The sequence below is a fragment of the Streptomyces sp. NPDC055966 genome, from assembly GCF_042269865.1.
GTDB lineage: Bacteria > Actinomycetota > Actinomycetes > Streptomycetales > Streptomycetaceae > Streptomyces.
Window position 1 is genome coordinate 573,790 of the sequence record NZ_JBHJYK010000001.1, and the last position, 17,621, is coordinate 591,410.

The window sequence follows — 17,621 nt, forward strand, 5'->3', positions numbered from 1 at the left end:
AACTGACGCGGGACCAGCGCCGGGAACGGACGCGGAACCGGGACAGGGGACCAGTGCGGGGCCGGTGCCATGGACCGGAGCAGCGCCGGTGCCTGAGGTCGGACCAGGGCCGGTACCGGATCCAGTCACCGGCACACTCGCGCTGCCGGTGGCCCGGTCGGGCAACGCTGCCGAGCAGGAACCGGCGGCACCTGCCGCTCCCGGCCCGTCCGACGCTTGCGGCTCCGCCGACGCCCGATCCGCGGCATCCGCCGGCTCCGGGACCGCCGATGCCCGCCCCCCGGCACCCGCCGGCTCCACGTCGGCCGATGCCGGATCCACCGCGTCCGCCAACCCCGGCTCCGCCGACACCACCCCCACCGGCACCGTCCCGTCAGCCGTACCCGACACACCGCCATCCGTCGGTTCCCCGGCCGCCGAGCCTGCGCAGCAGACCTGCGGGGGGCACGTTCCGCCCACCCGGCGGTTTCTCGCGCGGGCCGCGTTGGTCACCGCGTCCCTGTCCGTCGCGGCGGCGCTGCTCGGGCTGGTGCGGGATCAGGCGCTGGCGCGGCTGTTCGGGGCCGGGCGGGACACCGACGCGTTCCTGGTGGCCTGGACCGTGCCGGAGTTCGCGGCCACGCTGCTCATCGAGGACGGGCTGGCGTTCGCGCTGATCCCGGCGTTCAGCAGGGCGCTGGCCCGGCGGGCGCAGGGCGTGCCGGGGGATCCGGTGCGCTCGCTGGTCGCCGGGACGCTGCCGCGGCTGGCGCTGGCGTTCGCGGCGGTCGGCGGACTGCTCGCGCTGGCCGCCCCGCAGTTCGTGGCGGTGCTGGCGCCGGGCCTGCCCGATCCGGGGCTCGCCGTGGACTGCACCCGGCTCACCGCGACCTGCGTGCTCAGCTTCGGCCTCGCCGGATACGCCAGCGCGGCCCTGCGCGCCCACCGCCGCTTCCTCGCCCCGGCCGCGATCTACCTCGCCTACAACCTCGGCATCGTCACCTCGATGTACGCGCTCGGCGGCCGCTGGGGCGTGCGCTCGGCCGCGGTCGGGGTCGCGGCGGGCGGCCTGCTGATGGTTCTGCTGCAACTGCCGTTCTTCGTACGAGAGTTGCGCAGGAGGGACAGGACGGAGGACGCGGCGCCGAAGGCGGCGGACGGGCCTGGTGCGCTCGCCGCGCCCCTGATGGCGACCGTCCTGCTCTTCGCGCTGTGCCGGCAGTCGCAGGTACTGATCGAGCGGTACTTCGCCTCCGGCCTGCCCGCCGGGGCGATCTCGCACCTCAACTACGCGCAGAAGGTCGCGCAGATCCCGATGTCGCTGTCGCTGATGCTGTGCACGGTCACCTTCCCGGTGGTCGCGCGGGCGCTGGCCGAGGGTGACATGGAGCGGGCGCGGGCCCGGGTGGAGCGGGATCTCGCGTTGGCCGCGACACTGGTGCTGCTCGGCGCCGCCACGGTGACGGCCTGTGCGCCGCAGCTGATCCAACTCCTCTTCCAGCGCGGCGCGTTCACCGCCCATGACACGGCGGCGACCGCCGAGGTGATGCGGGTCTACGCGCTCGGGCTGCTCGGCCAGACGCTCACCGGCGTCCTGGTCCGCTCCTACTTCTCGGCGGGCCGCGCCACCTGGTACCCGCTCGCCGCGATGGGCGCCGGGATCGTCGTGACGTCCTGGATCGCCGCCTGGACGGTCGGCACCTGGGGCGTCACCGGGATCGCCGCCGCCAACGCCACCGGCATCACCGTCACCGCCGCCCTGCTGCTCGCCGGGATGCGCACCCGCAGCGTGCCCGTCCGGACCTCGGGCGTGCTGTGCGAGCTGAGCCGGCCGCTGCGGGCGGCCGGGGTCGCCGCCCTGGCCGGGGCCTTCGTCGCCCGGCTGCCGGGGTCGCCGCTCGCCGGGCTCGCGGCCGGCGTCGCCACCGTGACCGTCGTGTTCGTCCTGCTCGGCCGGGCCCTGGGCGACCGGGCACTGAGCGTTGTCGTCTCGTTCCAGGCCGCTCGGCGACGCCTGGCACGCATCCCCCCGCAGGGGGCACCCCCAGCCGCGTCGCCGAACCGCCCGAGCGGCTACGTCACGCGTGCGCTCCGGCGCCTCGGCTCGCACGCGTCCCCGCTCTCGGCCTGGCTCGACCGGGGGGACTCCGGGACGCCGCCGAGCCCCCCTCCGGGCGGACGCCGGGAATGAGACGACAGGACCGCGCCGCCGCCCTCCGTTCCGTACCCACCCAGACCCGAAGGCTCGCCCATGTCCTCCTGCGTTGAGATGGCCCCGCCGGTCCACCGTTCCAGACCCGGCCCGGTTCCCTGGATCGCCATGTACCACTCGGTCGGCGACTGCTCCGACGACCCGTACCGCATCACGGTCAGCCCGGCCCGGCTGGAGCGGCAGCTGCGCTGGCTGCGCCGGCAGGGGCTGCGGGGCGTGTCCGTGACCGAGTTGCTCGCCGCCCGCGCGCGCGGCGAGGGGCGGTACCTGGTGGCCCTCACCTTCGACGACGGATATGCCGACTTCCTGGTCAACGCCCTTCCGGTGCTGTCCCGTTGGGGCTGTACGGCCACCCTGTTCGTGCTGCCCGGCCGGCTCGGCGGCGTCAACGACTGGGATCCGCTGGGCCCGCGCAAGCCGCTGCTGACCGCCGCCGGCATCCGGCGCGCCGCGGCCGCGGGCGTGGAGATCGGCTCGCACGGCCTCACCCACGTGGATCTGACCCGCGCCGACGACACACAGCTGCGGCACGAGACCGCCGAGAGCCGCTCCCGGCTGGAGCAGTTGACCGGCACCGGGGTCACCGGCTTCTGCTATCCGTACGGCACGGTCGACCGGCGCGCCATGGAGGCCGTGCGCGCGGCCGGATACGGCTACGCCTGCGCCATCGACCCCGGCGCGCTGAACGGCCCGCACGCCCTGCCGCGCGTGCACGTCGGGCAGAACGACAGCGCCGCACGCCTGCTCCTGAAGTACCGGCTGCACCGGCTGCGCCGCCGTCCCGTCGCGGGGCTGCGATGAGGGCGCTGCACATCATCACGGGCCTCGGCATCGGCGGGGCCGAACAGCAACTGCGGCTGCTGCTGCGGCACTTGCCGGTCCACTGCGACGTGGTGACGCTGACCAACCCCGGTCCGGTGGCCGCCGGGCTGGCGGCCGACGGGGTGCGCGTGACCCACCTCGGCATGACCGGCAACCTCGACCTGGCCGCGCTGCCGAGGCTGGCCCGGATCATCCGGCGCGGCCGCTACGACCTCGTGCACACCCACCTCTACCGAGCCTGCCTGTACGGCCGGATCGCCGCCCGACTGGCCGGGGTCCGCGCGGTCGTCGCCACCGAACACTCCCTCGGCGACTCCCAGATGGAGGGCAGGCCACTCACCGCGGGGGTGCGCGGGCTGTATCTGCTGGGCGAGCGGCTCGGCCGGGCCACGGTCGCCGTCTCCCCCACGGTCGCCGACCGGCTCATGTGCTGGGGCGTGCCCGCACCGCGCTTGACGGTCGTGCCCAACGGCATCGACCTGGCGCGGTTCGCCTACGATCCGGCGGCCCGGCTGCGCACCCGCGACCGGCTCGGACTGCCCGCCGACGCGTTCGTCATCGGCGCCGTCGGCCGTCTCGCCCCCGGCAAACGCTTCGACGTCCTGATCCAGGCGCTCACCCGACTGCCCGACGACTGCCGGCTGTTGCTGGTCGGCGGCGGCCCGGAGGAGGGCGCGCTGCGGCGGGCGGCTCGGGCGGCGGGCGGCGCCGACCGGGTGCTGTTCGCCGGCGAGCGGGCGTACACGGGCGACTCCGGCGGCTCGGGCGACTCGGGCGGCGACACGTCCGGCCCCGATCTGCCCGCGCTGGCCTCGGCGATGGACGTGCTCGCCGCGCCGTCGGCCGAGGAGGCGTTCGGGCTCGCGGTCGTGGAGGCGCTCGCGGCCGGGCTGCCGGTGCGCTACACCTCCTGCCCGGCCCTTCAGGACCTGGCGCCCGAGGCCGCCCCGGGCGCGCTGCGCGTCCCGTGCGACGCCGGCGCCTACGCCCGCGCCCTCGCCGAGGTCCGCGCCGAGGTCCAGGCCGCCGGCCCCGGCCCGCGCACCGCCCCCGAGGCGGCCCGCCACTACTGCATCACCCGCAGCGCCGCACGGCTCATGGACGTCTACGCCGCGGCGCTCGCCGCCCCGCACATCCCCCTCCAGGTGCCGCACATCCCCGTCCACTTCCCCGTCCAGCAGGGAGCAGAGCCCTCATGACCGACAACCACCGCCCCGCCCGCCTCCGCGCGCTCCCGTCCTGGTCCCTGGTGGCGGCCGGGGTCCTCGCGGGCGGGCTGCTCGGCGGCGCGTACGGCGAGCTGAAGCCCCCGGCGTACACGGCGACGAGCTATGTCATCGCCGTCCCCACCGACAAGTCCGACACCGCCTCCGCCCTCGGCTTCGCCCAGGCCTACGGCCGGGTCGCCACCCAGCTCGCGGTGCTCGCCGACGCCCAGGTGTGGGCCGGGGTGCCGGTGAGGACGCTGCGCGACAGCGTGCGCGCCGCGACCTCGCCGGACGCCCCGATGGTCTCGATCTCCGCCACCTCCGCCCACCCGGCCGAAGCCGCCGACATGGCCAACGCGGTGGCCCGCGCGCTCACCAAACACGCCGACGACGCCAAGGACGACACGCACGTCGGCCTCCTCCAGTTCTCCCGCGCGCTCAAGCCGACCTCGCCGGCCTCGGCCTCCGCGAAGGTGACCGGGCTGGTCGGGGCGAGCGCGGGAGGGCTGCTCGGCACCCTCGCGCTGCTGGTCCGGCCGCGGCGCCGGCCGGAGGAGGAGACCGCGCGTCCGACCCCGGTGCCCGGCCCGGCCGTCGCCGCCGACGCGCACGGCGCCCGGTGACGGCCACGGAGCCGGGACGCACCGCCCGCGCCGGCGAACCCGGCACCGGGTTCGTCCCCGGGTTCACTCCCCGGCGCGTTCCCGAACTCGTCACCGAACTCCTCACCGACGAGGCCGGCTTCGCCGCGCTGGCGCCGGCCTGGGAGCGGCTGTACGGGCGGTGCGCCGCCGCGACCCCCTTCCAGAGCCACGCCTGGCTGCACTCGTGGTGGCTGTCGTACGGCCGCCCCGGCCGGCTGCGGCTGCTGCTGGTGCGCTCCGGCGGCGAGCTGCTGGCCGCCGCGCCTCTGATGCTGGTCCGGCGGCCGCTGCCCGTGCTGGTACCGCTCGGCGGGCCGATCTCCGACTACGCGGACATCCTCCTGGACGACGCCGACGACGGACCCGCGGTGCGCGCGCTCACCACGGCCCTCGCGCGCGCGGCCCGTACGGCACTGGTCGACTTCCGCGAGGTACGCCCGGGCGCGGCGGTGGAGCGGATCCACGGCTGCTGGTCCGGCCCGCGCCGCGCGGTGCCCGACTCCCTGTGCCTGGAGCTGCCCGCCGTGTCCATGGACGGCCTGGTGGCCCGGCTGCCGTCGAACAAGGCCCAGCAGCGGGTGCGGGCGAAGCTGCGCAAGCTGGACTCGCTGGGCGTGGAGCGGCGGGCGGTCGGCCCGGAGGAGGTGGCCGGGGCCCTCGACCGGCTGCTGGAGCTGCACCGGCTCCAGTGGCAGGGACGCAGGGTGACGACCGAGCACCTCCAGCCCCGCTTCCGCACCCATCTGGTGCGCGCGGTGGGCCCGATGGTCCGATCGGGCAGCGCGGTGGTCACCGAGTTCCGGATCGCGGGCGAGGTGCTGGCCGTCGACCTGACCCTGCTCTCCCGCGGCCTCGCCGGCGGCTACCTCTACGGCGCCCATCCGGACCTGCGCGCGCACAAGGCGGACGTCGCCGTGATGCTGCTGGACGCCTGTACGGACCAGGTGACCGGACGCGGCGCGCTGAGCCTGCTGCGCGGCGACGAGCCGTACAAGCGCCACTGGCGTCCCGAACCGGTCACCAACCGCCGTCTCCTGCTGGCCCGCCGCCCCACCGCCCCGCTGCTGACGGCCGCCCTGTGCGAGACGGCGGCCCGGCAGCGGGGCAAGGAGGTGCTGCGCTGGTGGAGGGAACACCGTCGGTGCTAACTACTCCGCGACCACCAGTCGAAGCGGATGCAGAGCCTGCCGCCGAGCCAGTACTCGATCCAGTTGCCGAGATCCACCGGCGAGCAGTCGCCCAGGGACCCGGTGGCCGCCTCCGGCTTCGCGGCCGGGGGCGAAGCGGGAGCCGTGGCCGGTGTGGGAGTCGGCGCCGGTGTGGGTGCGGTGCTCGGCTGGACGGGGAGGTCGTACAGGGCGCGGCGGTAGATCTGCGACGACCTGGGGTTGGCCGAGCACTGCCAGACGCCGTGCGGGCAGTAGTCGGTGAGCGTGTTGTAGAGCGGCTTGTGCTCGTCGATCCAGGCGAGCATGCGTTTCATGTATTCGGCGTTGTCACCATTGCGAAAGAGTCCCCACTCCGGGTAGGAGATCGGTTTGCCGTGGGACTTCGCGAAATCCACGTGCTGTTGGAGGCCGTAGGGCTCTTTCACCTGTTCGTCGAAGGACTCCCCGGTCGGCTGGTCGTAGGAATCCATACCGATGATGTCGACCGTGCTGTCCCCCGGATAGCACTCGGTCCAGGGCACCCCGTCCCGGCCGCGGCTCGGCGTGAAATCGAACCGGAATTTCTGCCCCGGTACGGCACGCATGGTGGTGACGATCCTGTTCCAGTAAGCCTTCCAGCTCTCCGGGTCCGGCCCGCAGCGATGGGTGTACGTGGTGCCGTTCATCTCCCAGCCGAGCACGATCACCGTGTCCGGCACCTTCAGCTCCACCAGCCGCTCGGCCAGGGTCTTGAAGTGCCCGTCGAACGCCCCGGCCGCGCCCTGCCGCAGCAGCCACCGCACCCCGGCGTCGGAGACGTGGTCCTCGTTGCGCTCCTGCATGGGCACGTTGAGGACGAGCGTGCGGTCGGCCTTGTCCCGCCGCCAGCGCGCCCACACGTCCAGGAATCCGGGCGCCCCCTCGATGTCCCGCCAGCGGTCGCCGGGGAGATAGGTGTGGGCGACCTTCAGCTCGGTGCTGCCCAGCCAACGGCTCAGCCCGGCCATCCGCGCGACCCCGACCGGCCCCGAGTCGAGGAACGCCCCGAACGGCGGTACGGCAGCCTTGGTGGGCGTGGGAGCCGGCGTGGTCGGCGTCACCGGGACCGGAGTCACCGGGCTCGGTGTCACCGGGACCGGCGTGTCCGGGGGCGGTGGGACCGGCTCCACGGCGAAACCGGGGCCGACCGCCAGGGCGACCGACGCGACGGCCGCCACCGCGATCACCGCGGACCGCCGGGTCCTGGCACCGCTCTGCTGTGCGCCCATGCCCGCTCCTCGCCCCACTCGGTTGCTTTCCGTCCGCCGCGTTTTCCTGTTACTGACACACAGTCATATCGGTACGAATTCCGCCAGTGCGGTTACGGCTTTCAGGTGGCCCGAACCCCCGCACGGGCGAATCGAGGAGAAGGAACAACACCCGTGTCGCTCCTGGACGTCCAGGTCCCCGCGGTCTTGCTGCGGATCGACCGGAACCCCTTTCATCACGGCACCCTGGGCGCCGTGCGCTCGCTCGGCAGGGCGGGAGTGGAGGTGCACGTCGTCGCCGATTCCGCGGGAAGTCCCGTACGGGCGTCGCGATTCGTGCACCGGCTGCATCCCCCGCCGCGGCCCGGCGCCTCCCCCGGCGACATCGCCGCCACCCTGCTCCGGGTCGCGGCCCGCGTGGCGCGGCCGGCGGTGCTGATCCCGCTGGACGACGCGAGCGCCATCGCGGCCGGCCGGCTGCGCGAGGAGCTGGCGCCCGCCTATCTGCTGCCGCAGCAGCCCGGCGCGCTGCCCGAACGCGTAGCCGACAAGGCGGAGCTGGCCGGGCTGTGCGCCGCCGCGGGCGTCCCGCACCCGGTGACCCTGGTCCCGGACAGCGCCGAGGACGCGGCGGCGGCCGCGTGGCGGCTGGGGCTGCCGCTGGTGGCCAAGTGGAGCCGGCCCTGGCTGGTGCCGGCCGGCAGCGGGCTGCGCTCGACCGTGCTGGTGCGCTCGGCGCGCGAGGCCCGGGAGCTGTTCCTGCGCAGCGCCGAGGCGGGCAGCACGCTGCTGCTCCAGACGTTCCTGCCGCCGGGGCCGGACCGCGACTGGTTCTGCCACGGGTACGCCGACCGCACCGGCGCCGTCCGAGCGGGCGGCCCCGGCCGCAAGCACCTGGCCTGGCCGCGCGGCGCGGGTCTGACCGCGGTCGGCCAGTGGACGCCCAACCCGCAGATCACGGCGCTGGCCGAGCGGCTCACCCGCGACCTGGGCTACCGGGGCATCTTCGACCTGGACTTCCGCCGCTGCGGCAGCACCGGCCGCTACCACCTGCTGGACTTCAACCCGCGTCCCGGCGCCCAGTTCCGGCTGTTCACCGACAGCGCCGGCCTGGACGTCGTACGCGCCCTGCACCTGGATCTGACCCACCGTCCGCTGCCGGCGGGGAGGCCGCTCGCCGGGCGGCGGTTCGTGGTGGAGAACTACGCCCCGCTGACCGCGCTGCGGCCCGCGCCGGCGGGCCGGGAGCTGGCCTGGCACGCGGCGGACGACCCGGCGCCGGGCCGGGCGATGTGGACGCTGTGGAGCCGGCGCGCCGCCTGCCGCCTCGCGGGCCCGGTCACCGGCCGGCTGCGCCCTCGCAGCTCCCCCGCACCGGCGGCCGTACCGGACACCGCACCGTGCCTGGTGCCCACGGCGTGCGGTCCCGGAGGCACCGAGATCACCGATGTCCCCGACATCACCGACATCACCGACGACTTCCGTGAGGACGAGAAAGCGAGCAGTTGCTGATGTACGACCTGCTGGTGGTGGGCGCCGGCCCGTACGGGCTGTCCATCGCGTCGCACGCCGCGGCGGCCGGGCTGAGCGTCCGCGTGCTCGGCCGGCCCATGGCGTCCTGGCGCGACCACATGCCCCGCGGCATGTTCCTCAAGTCGGAGCCCTGGGCCTCCAACCTCTCCGATCCGGAGGGGCGTTGGCGGCTCGACGTCTTCTGCGCCTTCCGGGGCCTGGCCGCCCGGCACGCCGAGCCCCTCCCGCTGGACGTGTTCGCCGAGTACGGACTGTGGTTCGCGCGCAACGCCGTACCGCCCGTCGACGAGCGGACGGTGGCCCGGCTGGCGCCGTGCGCGGGCGGTTTCGAGGCCGTCACCGAGGACGGCGAGACGTTCACCGCCCGGACGGTCGCGCTGGCCGTGGGCGTGCTGCCGTTCACCGAGATCCCGCAGCCGCTGCGCCATCTGTCCCCGGCGCTGGTCTCGCACAGCAGCCACCACGCCGACCTCGAACGCTTCCGCGGCCGGGACGTCACCGTCGTCGGCGGCGGCCAGGCGGCTCTGGAGACCGCCGCGCTCCTCGCCGAACAGGGCACCCGGGTGCGGGTGCTGGCCCGCGCGGACCGGCTGTGCTGGAACGACGTGCCGCCGCCCTGGGAGCGCCCCTGGTGGCGCTCGGTCCGCGCGCCGCACAGCGGCCTCGGCCCCGGCTGGCGGAACTGGTTCTACGCCGAGCGGCCCGGCCTGTACCGGCGGCTGCCGGAGCGGACCCGGACCCGGATCGCGGGGGACGCGCTCGGCCCGGCGGGCGCCTGGTGGGTGCGCGAGCGGGTGGAGCGCCGGGTGGAGGTGCTGCTCGGCCGGGAGATCGTGACGGCCCGTGAGGTGCCGGACGGGCTGCGCCTGGAGCTCGCGGGGCCCGGCGCCGGGGCGCGGTCCCTGCACACCGGGCATGTGATCGCGGCGACCGGTTTCCGGGCCACCCGGGACCGGCTGCGGCTGCTCTCCCCCGAGCTGCGGGCGCTGCTGGCGACGGGTGCGGACGGGGCGCCGGAGGTGGGGGCGGAGTTCGAGTCGTCGTACCCCGGGCTGTTCCTGGCCGGTCTGATCACGGCGGCGGGCTTCGGCCCGGCGATGCGCTTCGTGCACGGCGCGACCTTCACCGCGGGCACGCTGGTGCGCGGGGTACGGCGCCGGCTGCGAGGTGCTCCGCCGCAGGTGCCGTCGCCGGCGGCGGCCGCGCTGCCGCTGGAGGCGCCGCTGCCGTGAGGGGCCGCCGGCCGGCCGCGCCGGACGGGCAATCGGGTGAATTTCCCGGTGTTTCACGCATACGGGTTTCTTCGGGCTCCTTATTTCGTTCACAGTCTGCGCGTCGTGGCACGTGTGAACGGGCGCCATATCCGAGCGACATACACCCCTGCGACGACCGCGCGGAACAACACCCCACGGCCCGCTGCGGAGCATCCCCTTCTCTGGCTCCAGGGGCCGGCTTCCGAATCCTTCCGAGAGGAAAGTCAAGAGAGTGCGACAGACCCTGAGCAAGGGATTGATCGTGGCGGCCACCGCGACAAGCGCCCTGACTCTGTGCGGCTCATGGGCATTCGCGGACTCCGGTCCGCGGATGACAGGGGCCGACTCATTCGCTTCGACGTCCGGAAACACGGATCAGTGGGACTTCCCGGGTGGGGCAGGCGCCCTGCGGGCCGTCGAGCGCGCGGAAGGCGCGACGCAGATGGCGCGCAGGACGGCAGAGGATTTCTCGGCCCCGGCTCACACCACCGACGATTCCCCCGGCCGCGATTCCTCCACCCGCACGACGAAGGTGAGTCACCGGTTGTCCTCCGGAAACCACGGAGTCGACGAACCGAGTCACCAGCCCACCCAGGGAAACCACGGCGACGACGAACCGAGTCACCAGCCCACCCAGGGAAACCACGGCGACGACGAACCGAGTTACCAGCCCACTCACGGTGACTACGGAGACGACGACCCGAGTTACCAGCCCTCCCACGAAAACTACGGGGACGACGAACCGAGTCATCAGCCGTCCCACGAGAGCTACGGCGACGAAGAGCCCGCACCGGAGCCGCCCAAGGCACCGGACCACCCCCGCGCCGAGCCGGTGCATCAGCCTGACCACCAGACCCCGCCGCCGGCGCACCAGCCTCCCGAGATGGCCCGTACCGGCGCGGAGGAGACCTTCGCAGCCCTGGCCGCCAGCGGGGCTCTGCTGGTTGCCGGAACCGCCCTGTACCGGGGAGGTCGCCGGGCCGCGTCCCAGAAGTAGTCGGCCGGGTGCCGGACGCCTCGCGTCCGGCACCGGTCACGTTCGTCTGTCGAGGGCGTCGAGCAGTTCCGCCGACCGGGCCGAGGCGACCTTGCGGACGAAGTACATCCGGGAGGCGTCGATCGCCGGGAGATCGGCAAGTGTCCTGGTGCCCCTGAGCATGCGGTCCACGTAGTGGAAGTTGCTCAGGTCAGAGGTGATGCGGCCGGCCCTCGGCCTCAGTACCGGATCCTCCACCTCGGCCCGCCGGCCGCTGTTCCACAGAAGCGTGTGGAAGAACATCTCGTCCGGTGCGAGCGTCGTGCGGAACAGGTTCTCCCAGCGGGGGTCCTCGGCCTTGCCCAGGAGGTCCGCGACGCAGTCGGCGGTCAGCGCCGTCCACTGGCTCCCCGACACCGGCTCGACGTCACCGAACACCGAAGGCCTGCGTCGAGGGGTCAACTCCGAGATCCCCCTGCGCAGCATGGCGCGGGCGAGGTAGGCGGGGCCCGGTCCGATGGGAAGGGCGTCGAAACACCACCGCTTGAGGACCCGGCCCTCGGCCGCCGCGCCGTCGAGCAGCGGTGCCGTCCGGCAGTGCTGCCGGAACGGGGCCGTAGCGAGATAGTCGGCGAATTCGGCCACCGGGCGGGCGGGATAGCACTGCCCGGACAGCAGAACGATGTGATCGGACGGCTGCGCGAACTCCAGCGCCGTGCGGTACAGAGCCAGCATCGCGCGGACGACCGAGAAACCTCCCCATCGGACAACGACGCGTTCGCGGACGTACGTGGTGCGAGGCACTCCCGCGAAGTCGTCACCTCGCGACCGGGCGTCCACATGGACGACCACAGGGTACGGCGCCAGCCTCTCGACCAGCCGGGCGAACAGCCCGGGCTCGGTGTGGGCGAGCACGGCAAATACCGGCATCCTTCTCTCCTCCCGGGTTTCGCTGCGATCGCCAGCGCTCCGTTCCCCACCGTGCCCGCACTATACGCATTGGACAATGCAGATCAATGTACGGAAAGACATAGGTTTATGAAGTTTGACTGATATAAGTAGTGGCCGATGAGCGACTGAGGCCGCTAAGGAGAGCCATGGGCCGGTCCACCAACGCGATGTCCGGGCAGGCGTCCTTCTCCCCGCCCTTCAAAACTCTTCACCGCGAGGGCGCGCGGGCTCGCTGGTACCGCCCGCTCTCCGTCTGCGTGGATCTGGCCGGCGCGGCGCTGCCGGTTTCGGCGGCGATCATCCACGTCCGGGAGCCGCACCCGCTGCGCCTGGCGGCCGCCGCCGCCGTGTTGTGGCCGCTGATCGGACTGGCGGGCAAACGCTACGCGTCCGGGGGCTGGACCGACGGGGTCGGTCTGCGGGACGTCCTGAGAGACTGGCTGGTGCTGGTCGGCGCCCTGGCCACGCTCCGTGTGCTGTGCGGACTGAACAGCGTCCCCATCGAGGCCTTCACCGCGCTCCTGCCCGCGCTGGTCCTCACCTCGGCCTGTCAGGAGGTGATCCGCCGTCATCTGCGGGCCGCCTGGCGGGACGCCCGCACTCTGCGCCGCGTCCTCGTCGTCGGTGAGGGCCCTCTGGTCGACGCCGTGGTCGCGCAGCTCGCCCAGCGCACCGACCACGGATACGTCGTCGTCGGCGCCTGCGCGGTGGGCGAGGACCCGGTCTCCTCGGGCGTCGCCGTATGCGTACGGCTGGCCGGTGATGCGCCTCGGCCCCCGGAGACGGACGCGGCGGCCGTACTGGGCGCCGTGGACGAACTGGCCGCCGATCTGGCCTTCGTGGCGGTGAGCCGCCCCATGTCCGGCGAACGACTGCGCCGGCTGTCCTGGGCGCTGCACGACCGGGGCTGCCCGCTCATCGTGCTGCCCGGCATCATCGATGTCGCCCGGCGTCGGCTCCGGGCCACCTCCGCCGCCGGGCTGACGATGCTGCACGTCGTCGCACCGCCCTCGCGCCACGACATTCCGGCGCTGTTCAAGGGCGTCGTGGACCGTGTCGGTGCGCTGCTGCTGATCGCCCTTCTCTCCCCCCTGCTTCTCCTCGTGGGGCTGTCGGTGCGGCTCGGCTCACCCGGCCCCGCCCTCTACCGGCAGACCCGCGTGGGCCGGCACAACAGGCACTTCTCCATGTGGAAGTTCCGCACGATGGTGGTGGGCGCCGACCGGCTCAAGAGCCAGCTGGAAGAGGCGAACGAGAACGACGGGCACATGTTCAAGATGCGCCGTGACCCACGAGTCACGCCCGTCGGACGCTTCCTGCGCCGCTACTCGCTCGACGAGCTGCCCCAGCTGTTCAACGTCCTGCTCGGTCACATGTCACTGGTCGGACCGCGCCCCCCGCTGCCCGAAGAGGTCGACAAGTACAACCTGGTGGAGAGGCGCCGGCTCACCGTCAAACCGGGTCTGACGGGGCTGTGGCAGGTGAGCGGACGAGCGAACCTCTCCTGGAACGAGACGGTCGCGCTCGATCTGCGCTACATCGACAACTGGTCCCTGGCAGGAGACGTCACCGTGATGGCCCGCACCGTGCGCGCGGTACTGAACGGCCAGGGCGCCTACTGATCACACCGCTCGCTCCGGCCGTCGTGGCCCTCCGGGAAAGGCACAGCGTCATGGCACAGCGCACAGTCCAGGCCACGTGGTCGCTGCGCGGCTTCACCGGTGCCGGATACGACAAGGGGCGCCCCCTGCTCGTCCAGGCCGCCTGGTTCGCGGTCCTCCACCTCGTCTTCGTCAAGTGGTGGTTCCCGGCCCGCTGGCGTCCGGTGCTGCTGCGTGCCTTCGGCGCCCGCATCGGAAGGCGGGTGCTGATCCGGCACGGAGTGCGGGTGCACTGGCCGTGGAAGCTGGACGTCGGCGACGACGTGTGGATCGGCGAGTGCGCCTGGATCCTCAACCTCGAACCAGTCACGATCGGCCACGACTGCTGCGTCTCGCAGAGCGCGCTGCTGTGCACGGGCAGCCATCTGCGCCGGTCCGCCACGTTCGAGTTCGACAACGGCCCCATCCGTTTGCAGCCGGGCAGTTGGGTCGCGGCCCGGGCGGTCGTGCTGCGCGGCGTCACCATCGGCCAGGGCGCCGTGGTGGGAGCCGGCGCCGTGGCACACCAGGACCTCGCCCCGGGCCTGGTCCTCGCGCCCGGCGGTGCTCCAAGGGGGACGTCACCGTCCGAATCCATGAGAGGAATCAGGCCATGAGAGTGGTCCAGGTCGTCACGCTCGTCAGCGAAGGCGCGGCCTTCGGAGGCCCGCCGAGCGTGGCAGTCACCCAACTCCGGGAGATGGCCGCACGGGGTCACGACGTGGAGCTGGTGGCGTTGTGGCAGGGCCGGACGCCGGCTCCCCGACACATCGGCACCGTCCCGTTCACCTCCCGCCCGGCGCGGACCGTCGTCCCGGGCCAGGGATATCTCGGCCTCATGCACCCCTTGCTGCTGCGGGACCTCTGGCAGGCCATGGGACGCGCCGACGCCGTTCACCTGCATGCGGGAAGGGACCTCGTGTCCTTGGCCGCACTCGCCGTCGCCCGGATGCGGGGCACCGACTTCGTCGTCCAGACACACGGCATGGTGGAACCCCGTACCGGCATCGCCGCGCGTGTCTTCGACCGCGTCTACGTCCCCCTGCTCCGGCGGGCACGTTGCTGCCTCGTGCTCACCGAGGAGGAGCGGCGGGCCCTTGCCGCGGTACTGAGCCCCGAGGCTCCGCCGCTGGTGATGCTGGGCAACGGTATGCCCCCGCCCCGTCCGGTGACGGACGAGCGGCCGCGCGGCGGCCACCACGTGCTCTTCCTCGCCCGGCTTCACCCGCGCAAACGACCCGAGGCGTTCGTGGAGATGGCCGCCCTGGTCCACAAGGAGATCCCGGAGGCGCGCTTCACCCTCCACGGAACGGACGAGGGATCGCTGCGGCAGGTGAACCAGCTCATCGCCGACCGCGGGCTGACCGACGTGGTCCACTACGGCGGCGCGCTGGAACACTCCGCGGCGCTGGAGGCCTATCGCCGGGCCACCGTCTACGTCCTGCCCAGCGTGAACGAGCCGTTCGGCATGACCGTTCTGGAAGCACTGGCCGAAGGAACACCCGTGGTGTGCACGGACAGCTGCGGCATCGCGGAGGAACTGGCGAGCAGGCAGGCGGCGCTGATCACCGACGAGAGCCCGGAGTCCCTGGCCGAGGCGGTGAGCCGGCTGCTCGGCGACGAGGCTCTGCGCCGCCGGCTGGCCGACGCCGGGCGCCGGGCGATCAGGGAGGTCTTCTCCATCCGCGCGGTGGTGGACCGGCTGGAGAGCCTCTACCGCGATCGCGCACGACAGAGGTGAAGGTCCCCCCGCCGGGCGCTCCGCGGGGCGCCCGGCGGGGTGCTCAGGGCACCGAGGCGCCGGTCACCGCCTTGAGGATGTCCTCGAAGCGGAAGGCGGAGCCTTCCAGGGCGAACTCCCGCTCGGCCAGGACGCGGCTCCGCTTGCCGAGCGACGCGGCGTATTCCGGGTCGGACAGGACCTCCTGGACCCAGCCGGCGGCGTCCTCCAGCGACGACTGTGCCGGCGGGAAGACCGCCGAGCCGGCCTGATGAAGCAGCTGGGCGGCCAGGTTCTCGGCCGGCATCAGGCCGAGAACCGGGCGCCCGGCGCACAGGTACGACAGGGTCTTCGACGGGACCGAGAACCTCCCGGCGTCGCCTTCGAGGAGAACGACCAGTACGTCACCGCTGCCCAGTACCTCGGGCAGTCGCCGGTAGGGCTGGAAGGGCAGCAGCGTGACCTCGATCCCGTGGACGGCGGCGGCCCGTTCGAGGACGGGCACGGCCGGGCCCTCGTTGACGACCACGAGACGCACACGCTCGCCCCGCTGCCGCAGACGCTCCACCAGCCGCACCAACAGCACGGGATTGTGCTTCAGGCCCAGCGTGCCGGCGTACAGGAGGGTCTTCACGCCGCTCAGGTGCTGCTCGTCCGACCAGGCATTGGCCCGGGCCACGGGGACAATCTCGTCCAGCGGTGCCCAGTTGGGGATGACGGTGACCTTGTCGGCGGTTCCCCACTGCCGGTGCACCTCGACGAAGGAGTCGGCGATCACCACGATGGCCGAGGCCTGATGTGCGGCCCACTTCTCGCCGGCGCCGAAGACCTTCGCGGCGATGCCCATCGCATCGGCGACCTCCGCGGCGGCGAAGCTCTTGAGCGCGACGGCGGTGACGTCCTGGTGCCACAGCACCCAGGGGATGCGGAGCCGCTTCAGCGCTGCCACGGTCACGACGAGCGTGGGAATCGGCAGGTTGGACAGCAGCGCCACATCGGGCCTCGCACGGCGCACCTGCCGGGCGAGCTCGACGCCCAGCAGACTCTCCTGGAAGAGCCGGCGCACATAGGCCTGCTTCTTCAGCACCATGCGGTCTCCGATGGTGACGAAGCGCAGGCCGGGGACGTCCGCCTCCAGATCGCCCTTGCCGCTGCGGTAGGCCGTGCAGGTCGAGTGGACCACTGCGTGACCGCGGCGGGCCAGCTCCCGGCTGAGCTGTGCCTGGAAGGGGTGACCGCTGTAGTCGTGAACGAAGATCCGCATCGGCTCGTGGTGTCCTCGCACCGGGGTCTCAGCCCTGGGAACGCTTCACCTGGTCGTAGACCCAGGCGTAGGTCTTCTCCAGGCCGTCCGCCAGCGGGATCGAGGGCTCCCAGCCGTAGATCTCGCGGATCAGGGTGTTGTCGGAGTTGCGGCCGCGTACGCCCTGGGGAGCGTCGTACTTGTAGCTGCGTTCGCAGCGGATGCCCGCGATCCGCTCGACCAGGTCGACGAGCTGATTGATCGTCACGAGCTCGGAGGAGCCGAGGTTGACCGGTACGCCGCTGTCCCCCTCCGTGATCATCTGCGTGCCCTTGAGGCAGTCGTCGATGTACATGAAGGAACGCGTCTGCAGGCCGTCGCCCCAGATCTCGATCCGGTGGTCCCCGGAGAGCACGGCCTCGGCCACCTTGCGGCACACCGCGGCCGGGGCCTTCTCCCGGCCGCCGGACCACGTACCGTGCGGGCCGTAGACGTTGTGGTAGCGGGCGACGCGGGTGGTGAACCCGTAGTCCTCCGCGTAGTGACGGCACATGCGCTCGGAGAAGAGCTTCTCCCAGCCGTAGCCGTCCTCCGGCTGCGCCGGATAGGCGTCCTCCTCCTTGAGGGCGGTGACCTTCGGGTCGGTCTGCTTGCCGGCGGCGTAGACGCAGGCGGAGGAGGAGTAGAAGTACCGTTCCACGCCGGCCTCATGCGCGGCCCGCAGCATGTGGGTGCTGGTGAGCACCGACATCATGCACGCGGCCTTGTTGTTCTCGATGAAGCCCATGCCGCCCATGTCCGCGGCCAGCATGTACACGAACCGAGCGCCCCGGACGCCGTCGCGTGCGCTGTCCGGGAGCGAGAGGTCCGCGGTCAGGTTCTCGGCGTCCTCGTGGACCTGGTACCACTCGCGCCGGGGCTTGACGTCGATGGAGCGGACCGTCAGCCCCTGGCCCAGCAGGGCGCCCACGAGGTGCCCGCCGATGAACCCCCCGCCACCGGCAACGACGGCGTCGACCTGCTTGTTCATGGACAGCTCCTCAGC

At 72.9% G+C, this 17,621-nt stretch carries 15 protein-coding genes; 11 read left to right on the plus strand and 4 right to left on the minus strand.

The genetic code is table 11. From position 1 onward, the window contains the following. Positions 1 to 88 precede the first annotated feature (88 nt). The 5 genes from murJ to ACFC8N_RS02680 all read left to right on the plus strand — a co-directional run bounded on the left by murJ (position 89) and on the right by ACFC8N_RS02680 (position 6,013). Entirely contained in the window at positions 89 to 2,170 is a 2,082-nt protein-coding gene (murJ, locus tag ACFC8N_RS02660) for a murein biosynthesis integral membrane protein MurJ (protein ID WP_376285693.1), read from the plus strand. Positions 2,171 to 2,299: 129 nt separating this feature from the next. Continuing rightward, positions 2,300 to 2,992: a polysaccharide deacetylase family protein gene (locus ACFC8N_RS02665; RefSeq protein WP_376285696.1), complete on the plus strand. Its 693-nt coding sequence runs from the start codon at positions 2,300 to 2,302 to the stop codon at positions 2,990 to 2,992. Continuing rightward, positions 2,989 to 4,212, plus strand: a complete 1,224-nt coding sequence (locus ACFC8N_RS02670; RefSeq protein WP_356022999.1) for a glycosyltransferase — start codon at positions 2,989 to 2,991, stop codon at positions 4,210 to 4,212. The genes ACFC8N_RS02665 and ACFC8N_RS02670 overlap by 4 nt, the downstream gene beginning before the upstream one ends. Further along, positions 4,209 to 4,844, plus strand: coding sequence for a lipopolysaccharide biosynthesis protein (locus tag ACFC8N_RS02675; RefSeq protein ID WP_356023001.1), 636 nt, complete (start codon positions 4,209 to 4,211; stop codon positions 4,842 to 4,844). Before ACFC8N_RS02670 ends, ACFC8N_RS02675 begins: the two co-directional genes overlap by 4 nt. Further along, entirely contained in the window at positions 4,841 to 6,013 is a 1,173-nt protein-coding gene (locus ACFC8N_RS02680) for a GNAT family N-acetyltransferase (RefSeq protein ID WP_376285701.1), read from the plus strand. Before ACFC8N_RS02675 ends, ACFC8N_RS02680 begins: the two co-directional genes overlap by 4 nt. On the opposite strand, the gene ACFC8N_RS02685 is transcribed toward ACFC8N_RS02680, so the two are convergent. Further along, positions 6,010 to 7,281, minus strand: a complete 1,272-nt coding sequence (locus ACFC8N_RS02685; protein ID WP_356023004.1) for a glycosyl hydrolase — start codon at positions 7,279 to 7,281, stop codon at positions 6,010 to 6,012. The genes ACFC8N_RS02680 and ACFC8N_RS02685 overlap by 4 nt on opposite strands. Positions 7,282 to 7,434: 153 nt before the next feature. On the opposite strand from ACFC8N_RS02685, the gene ACFC8N_RS02690 reads away from it, so the two are divergent. The 3 genes from ACFC8N_RS02690 (at position 7,435) to ACFC8N_RS02700 (ending at position 11,043) form a co-directional block, all read left to right on the plus strand. After that, the gene (locus tag ACFC8N_RS02690) at positions 7,435 to 8,772 is read left to right on the plus strand and encodes an ATP-grasp domain-containing protein (protein WP_362819642.1); all 1,338 of its coding nucleotides are present in this window, start codon (positions 7,435 to 7,437) and stop codon (positions 8,770 to 8,772) included. Continuing rightward, positions 8,772 to 10,025: an FAD-dependent oxidoreductase gene (locus ACFC8N_RS02695; RefSeq protein ID WP_376285704.1), complete on the plus strand. Its 1,254-nt coding sequence runs from the start codon at positions 8,772 to 8,774 to the stop codon at positions 10,023 to 10,025. The genes ACFC8N_RS02690 and ACFC8N_RS02695 overlap by 1 nt, the downstream gene beginning before the upstream one ends. Positions 10,026 to 10,590: 565 nt before the next feature. After that, entirely contained in the window at positions 10,591 to 11,043 is a 453-nt protein-coding gene (locus ACFC8N_RS02700) for a hypothetical protein (RefSeq protein WP_376285707.1), read from the plus strand. 36 nt (positions 11,044 to 11,079) lie between these two features. Here the strand turns inward: ACFC8N_RS02700 and ACFC8N_RS02705 are convergent, their stop codons facing one another. Then, positions 11,080 to 11,952, minus strand: coding sequence for a beta-1,6-N-acetylglucosaminyltransferase (locus ACFC8N_RS02705; RefSeq protein WP_356023013.1), 873 nt, complete (start codon positions 11,950 to 11,952; stop codon positions 11,080 to 11,082). A 278-nt stretch (positions 11,953 to 12,230) separates the two neighbouring features. Here ACFC8N_RS02705 and ACFC8N_RS02710 point away from each other — a divergent pair, with 278 nt between their 5' ends. From ACFC8N_RS02710 to ACFC8N_RS02720, 3 genes are read left to right on the plus strand one after another with little or no spacing between them, the layout of a single operon-like run. Continuing rightward, positions 12,231 to 13,595: a sugar transferase gene (locus tag ACFC8N_RS02710; RefSeq protein WP_376286255.1), complete on the plus strand. Its 1,365-nt coding sequence runs from the start codon at positions 12,231 to 12,233 to the stop codon at positions 13,593 to 13,595. A 50-nt stretch (positions 13,596 to 13,645) separates the two neighbouring features. Next, positions 13,646 to 14,230, plus strand: a complete 585-nt coding sequence (locus ACFC8N_RS02715) for a putative colanic acid biosynthesis acetyltransferase (protein ID WP_356023017.1) — start codon at positions 13,646 to 13,648, stop codon at positions 14,228 to 14,230. Continuing rightward, a complete protein-coding gene (locus ACFC8N_RS02720; protein WP_376285711.1) occupies positions 14,227 to 15,354 on the plus strand; it encodes a glycosyltransferase in 1,128 nt (375 codons plus the stop codon). The genes ACFC8N_RS02715 and ACFC8N_RS02720 overlap by 4 nt, the downstream gene beginning before the upstream one ends. Before the next feature lie 43 nt (positions 15,355 to 15,397). Here ACFC8N_RS02720 and ACFC8N_RS02725 read toward each other — a convergent pair whose 3' ends face one another. Continuing rightward, positions 15,398 to 16,597: a glycosyltransferase family 4 protein gene (locus ACFC8N_RS02725; RefSeq protein ID WP_376285714.1), complete on the minus strand. Its 1,200-nt coding sequence runs from the start codon at positions 16,595 to 16,597 to the stop codon at positions 15,398 to 15,400. Between the two features lie 28 nt (positions 16,598 to 16,625). Then, positions 16,626 to 17,606, minus strand: a complete 981-nt coding sequence (locus ACFC8N_RS02730; RefSeq protein WP_376285717.1) for an NAD-dependent epimerase/dehydratase family protein — start codon at positions 17,604 to 17,606, stop codon at positions 16,626 to 16,628. Between the last annotated feature and the right edge of the window lie 15 nt (positions 17,607 to 17,621).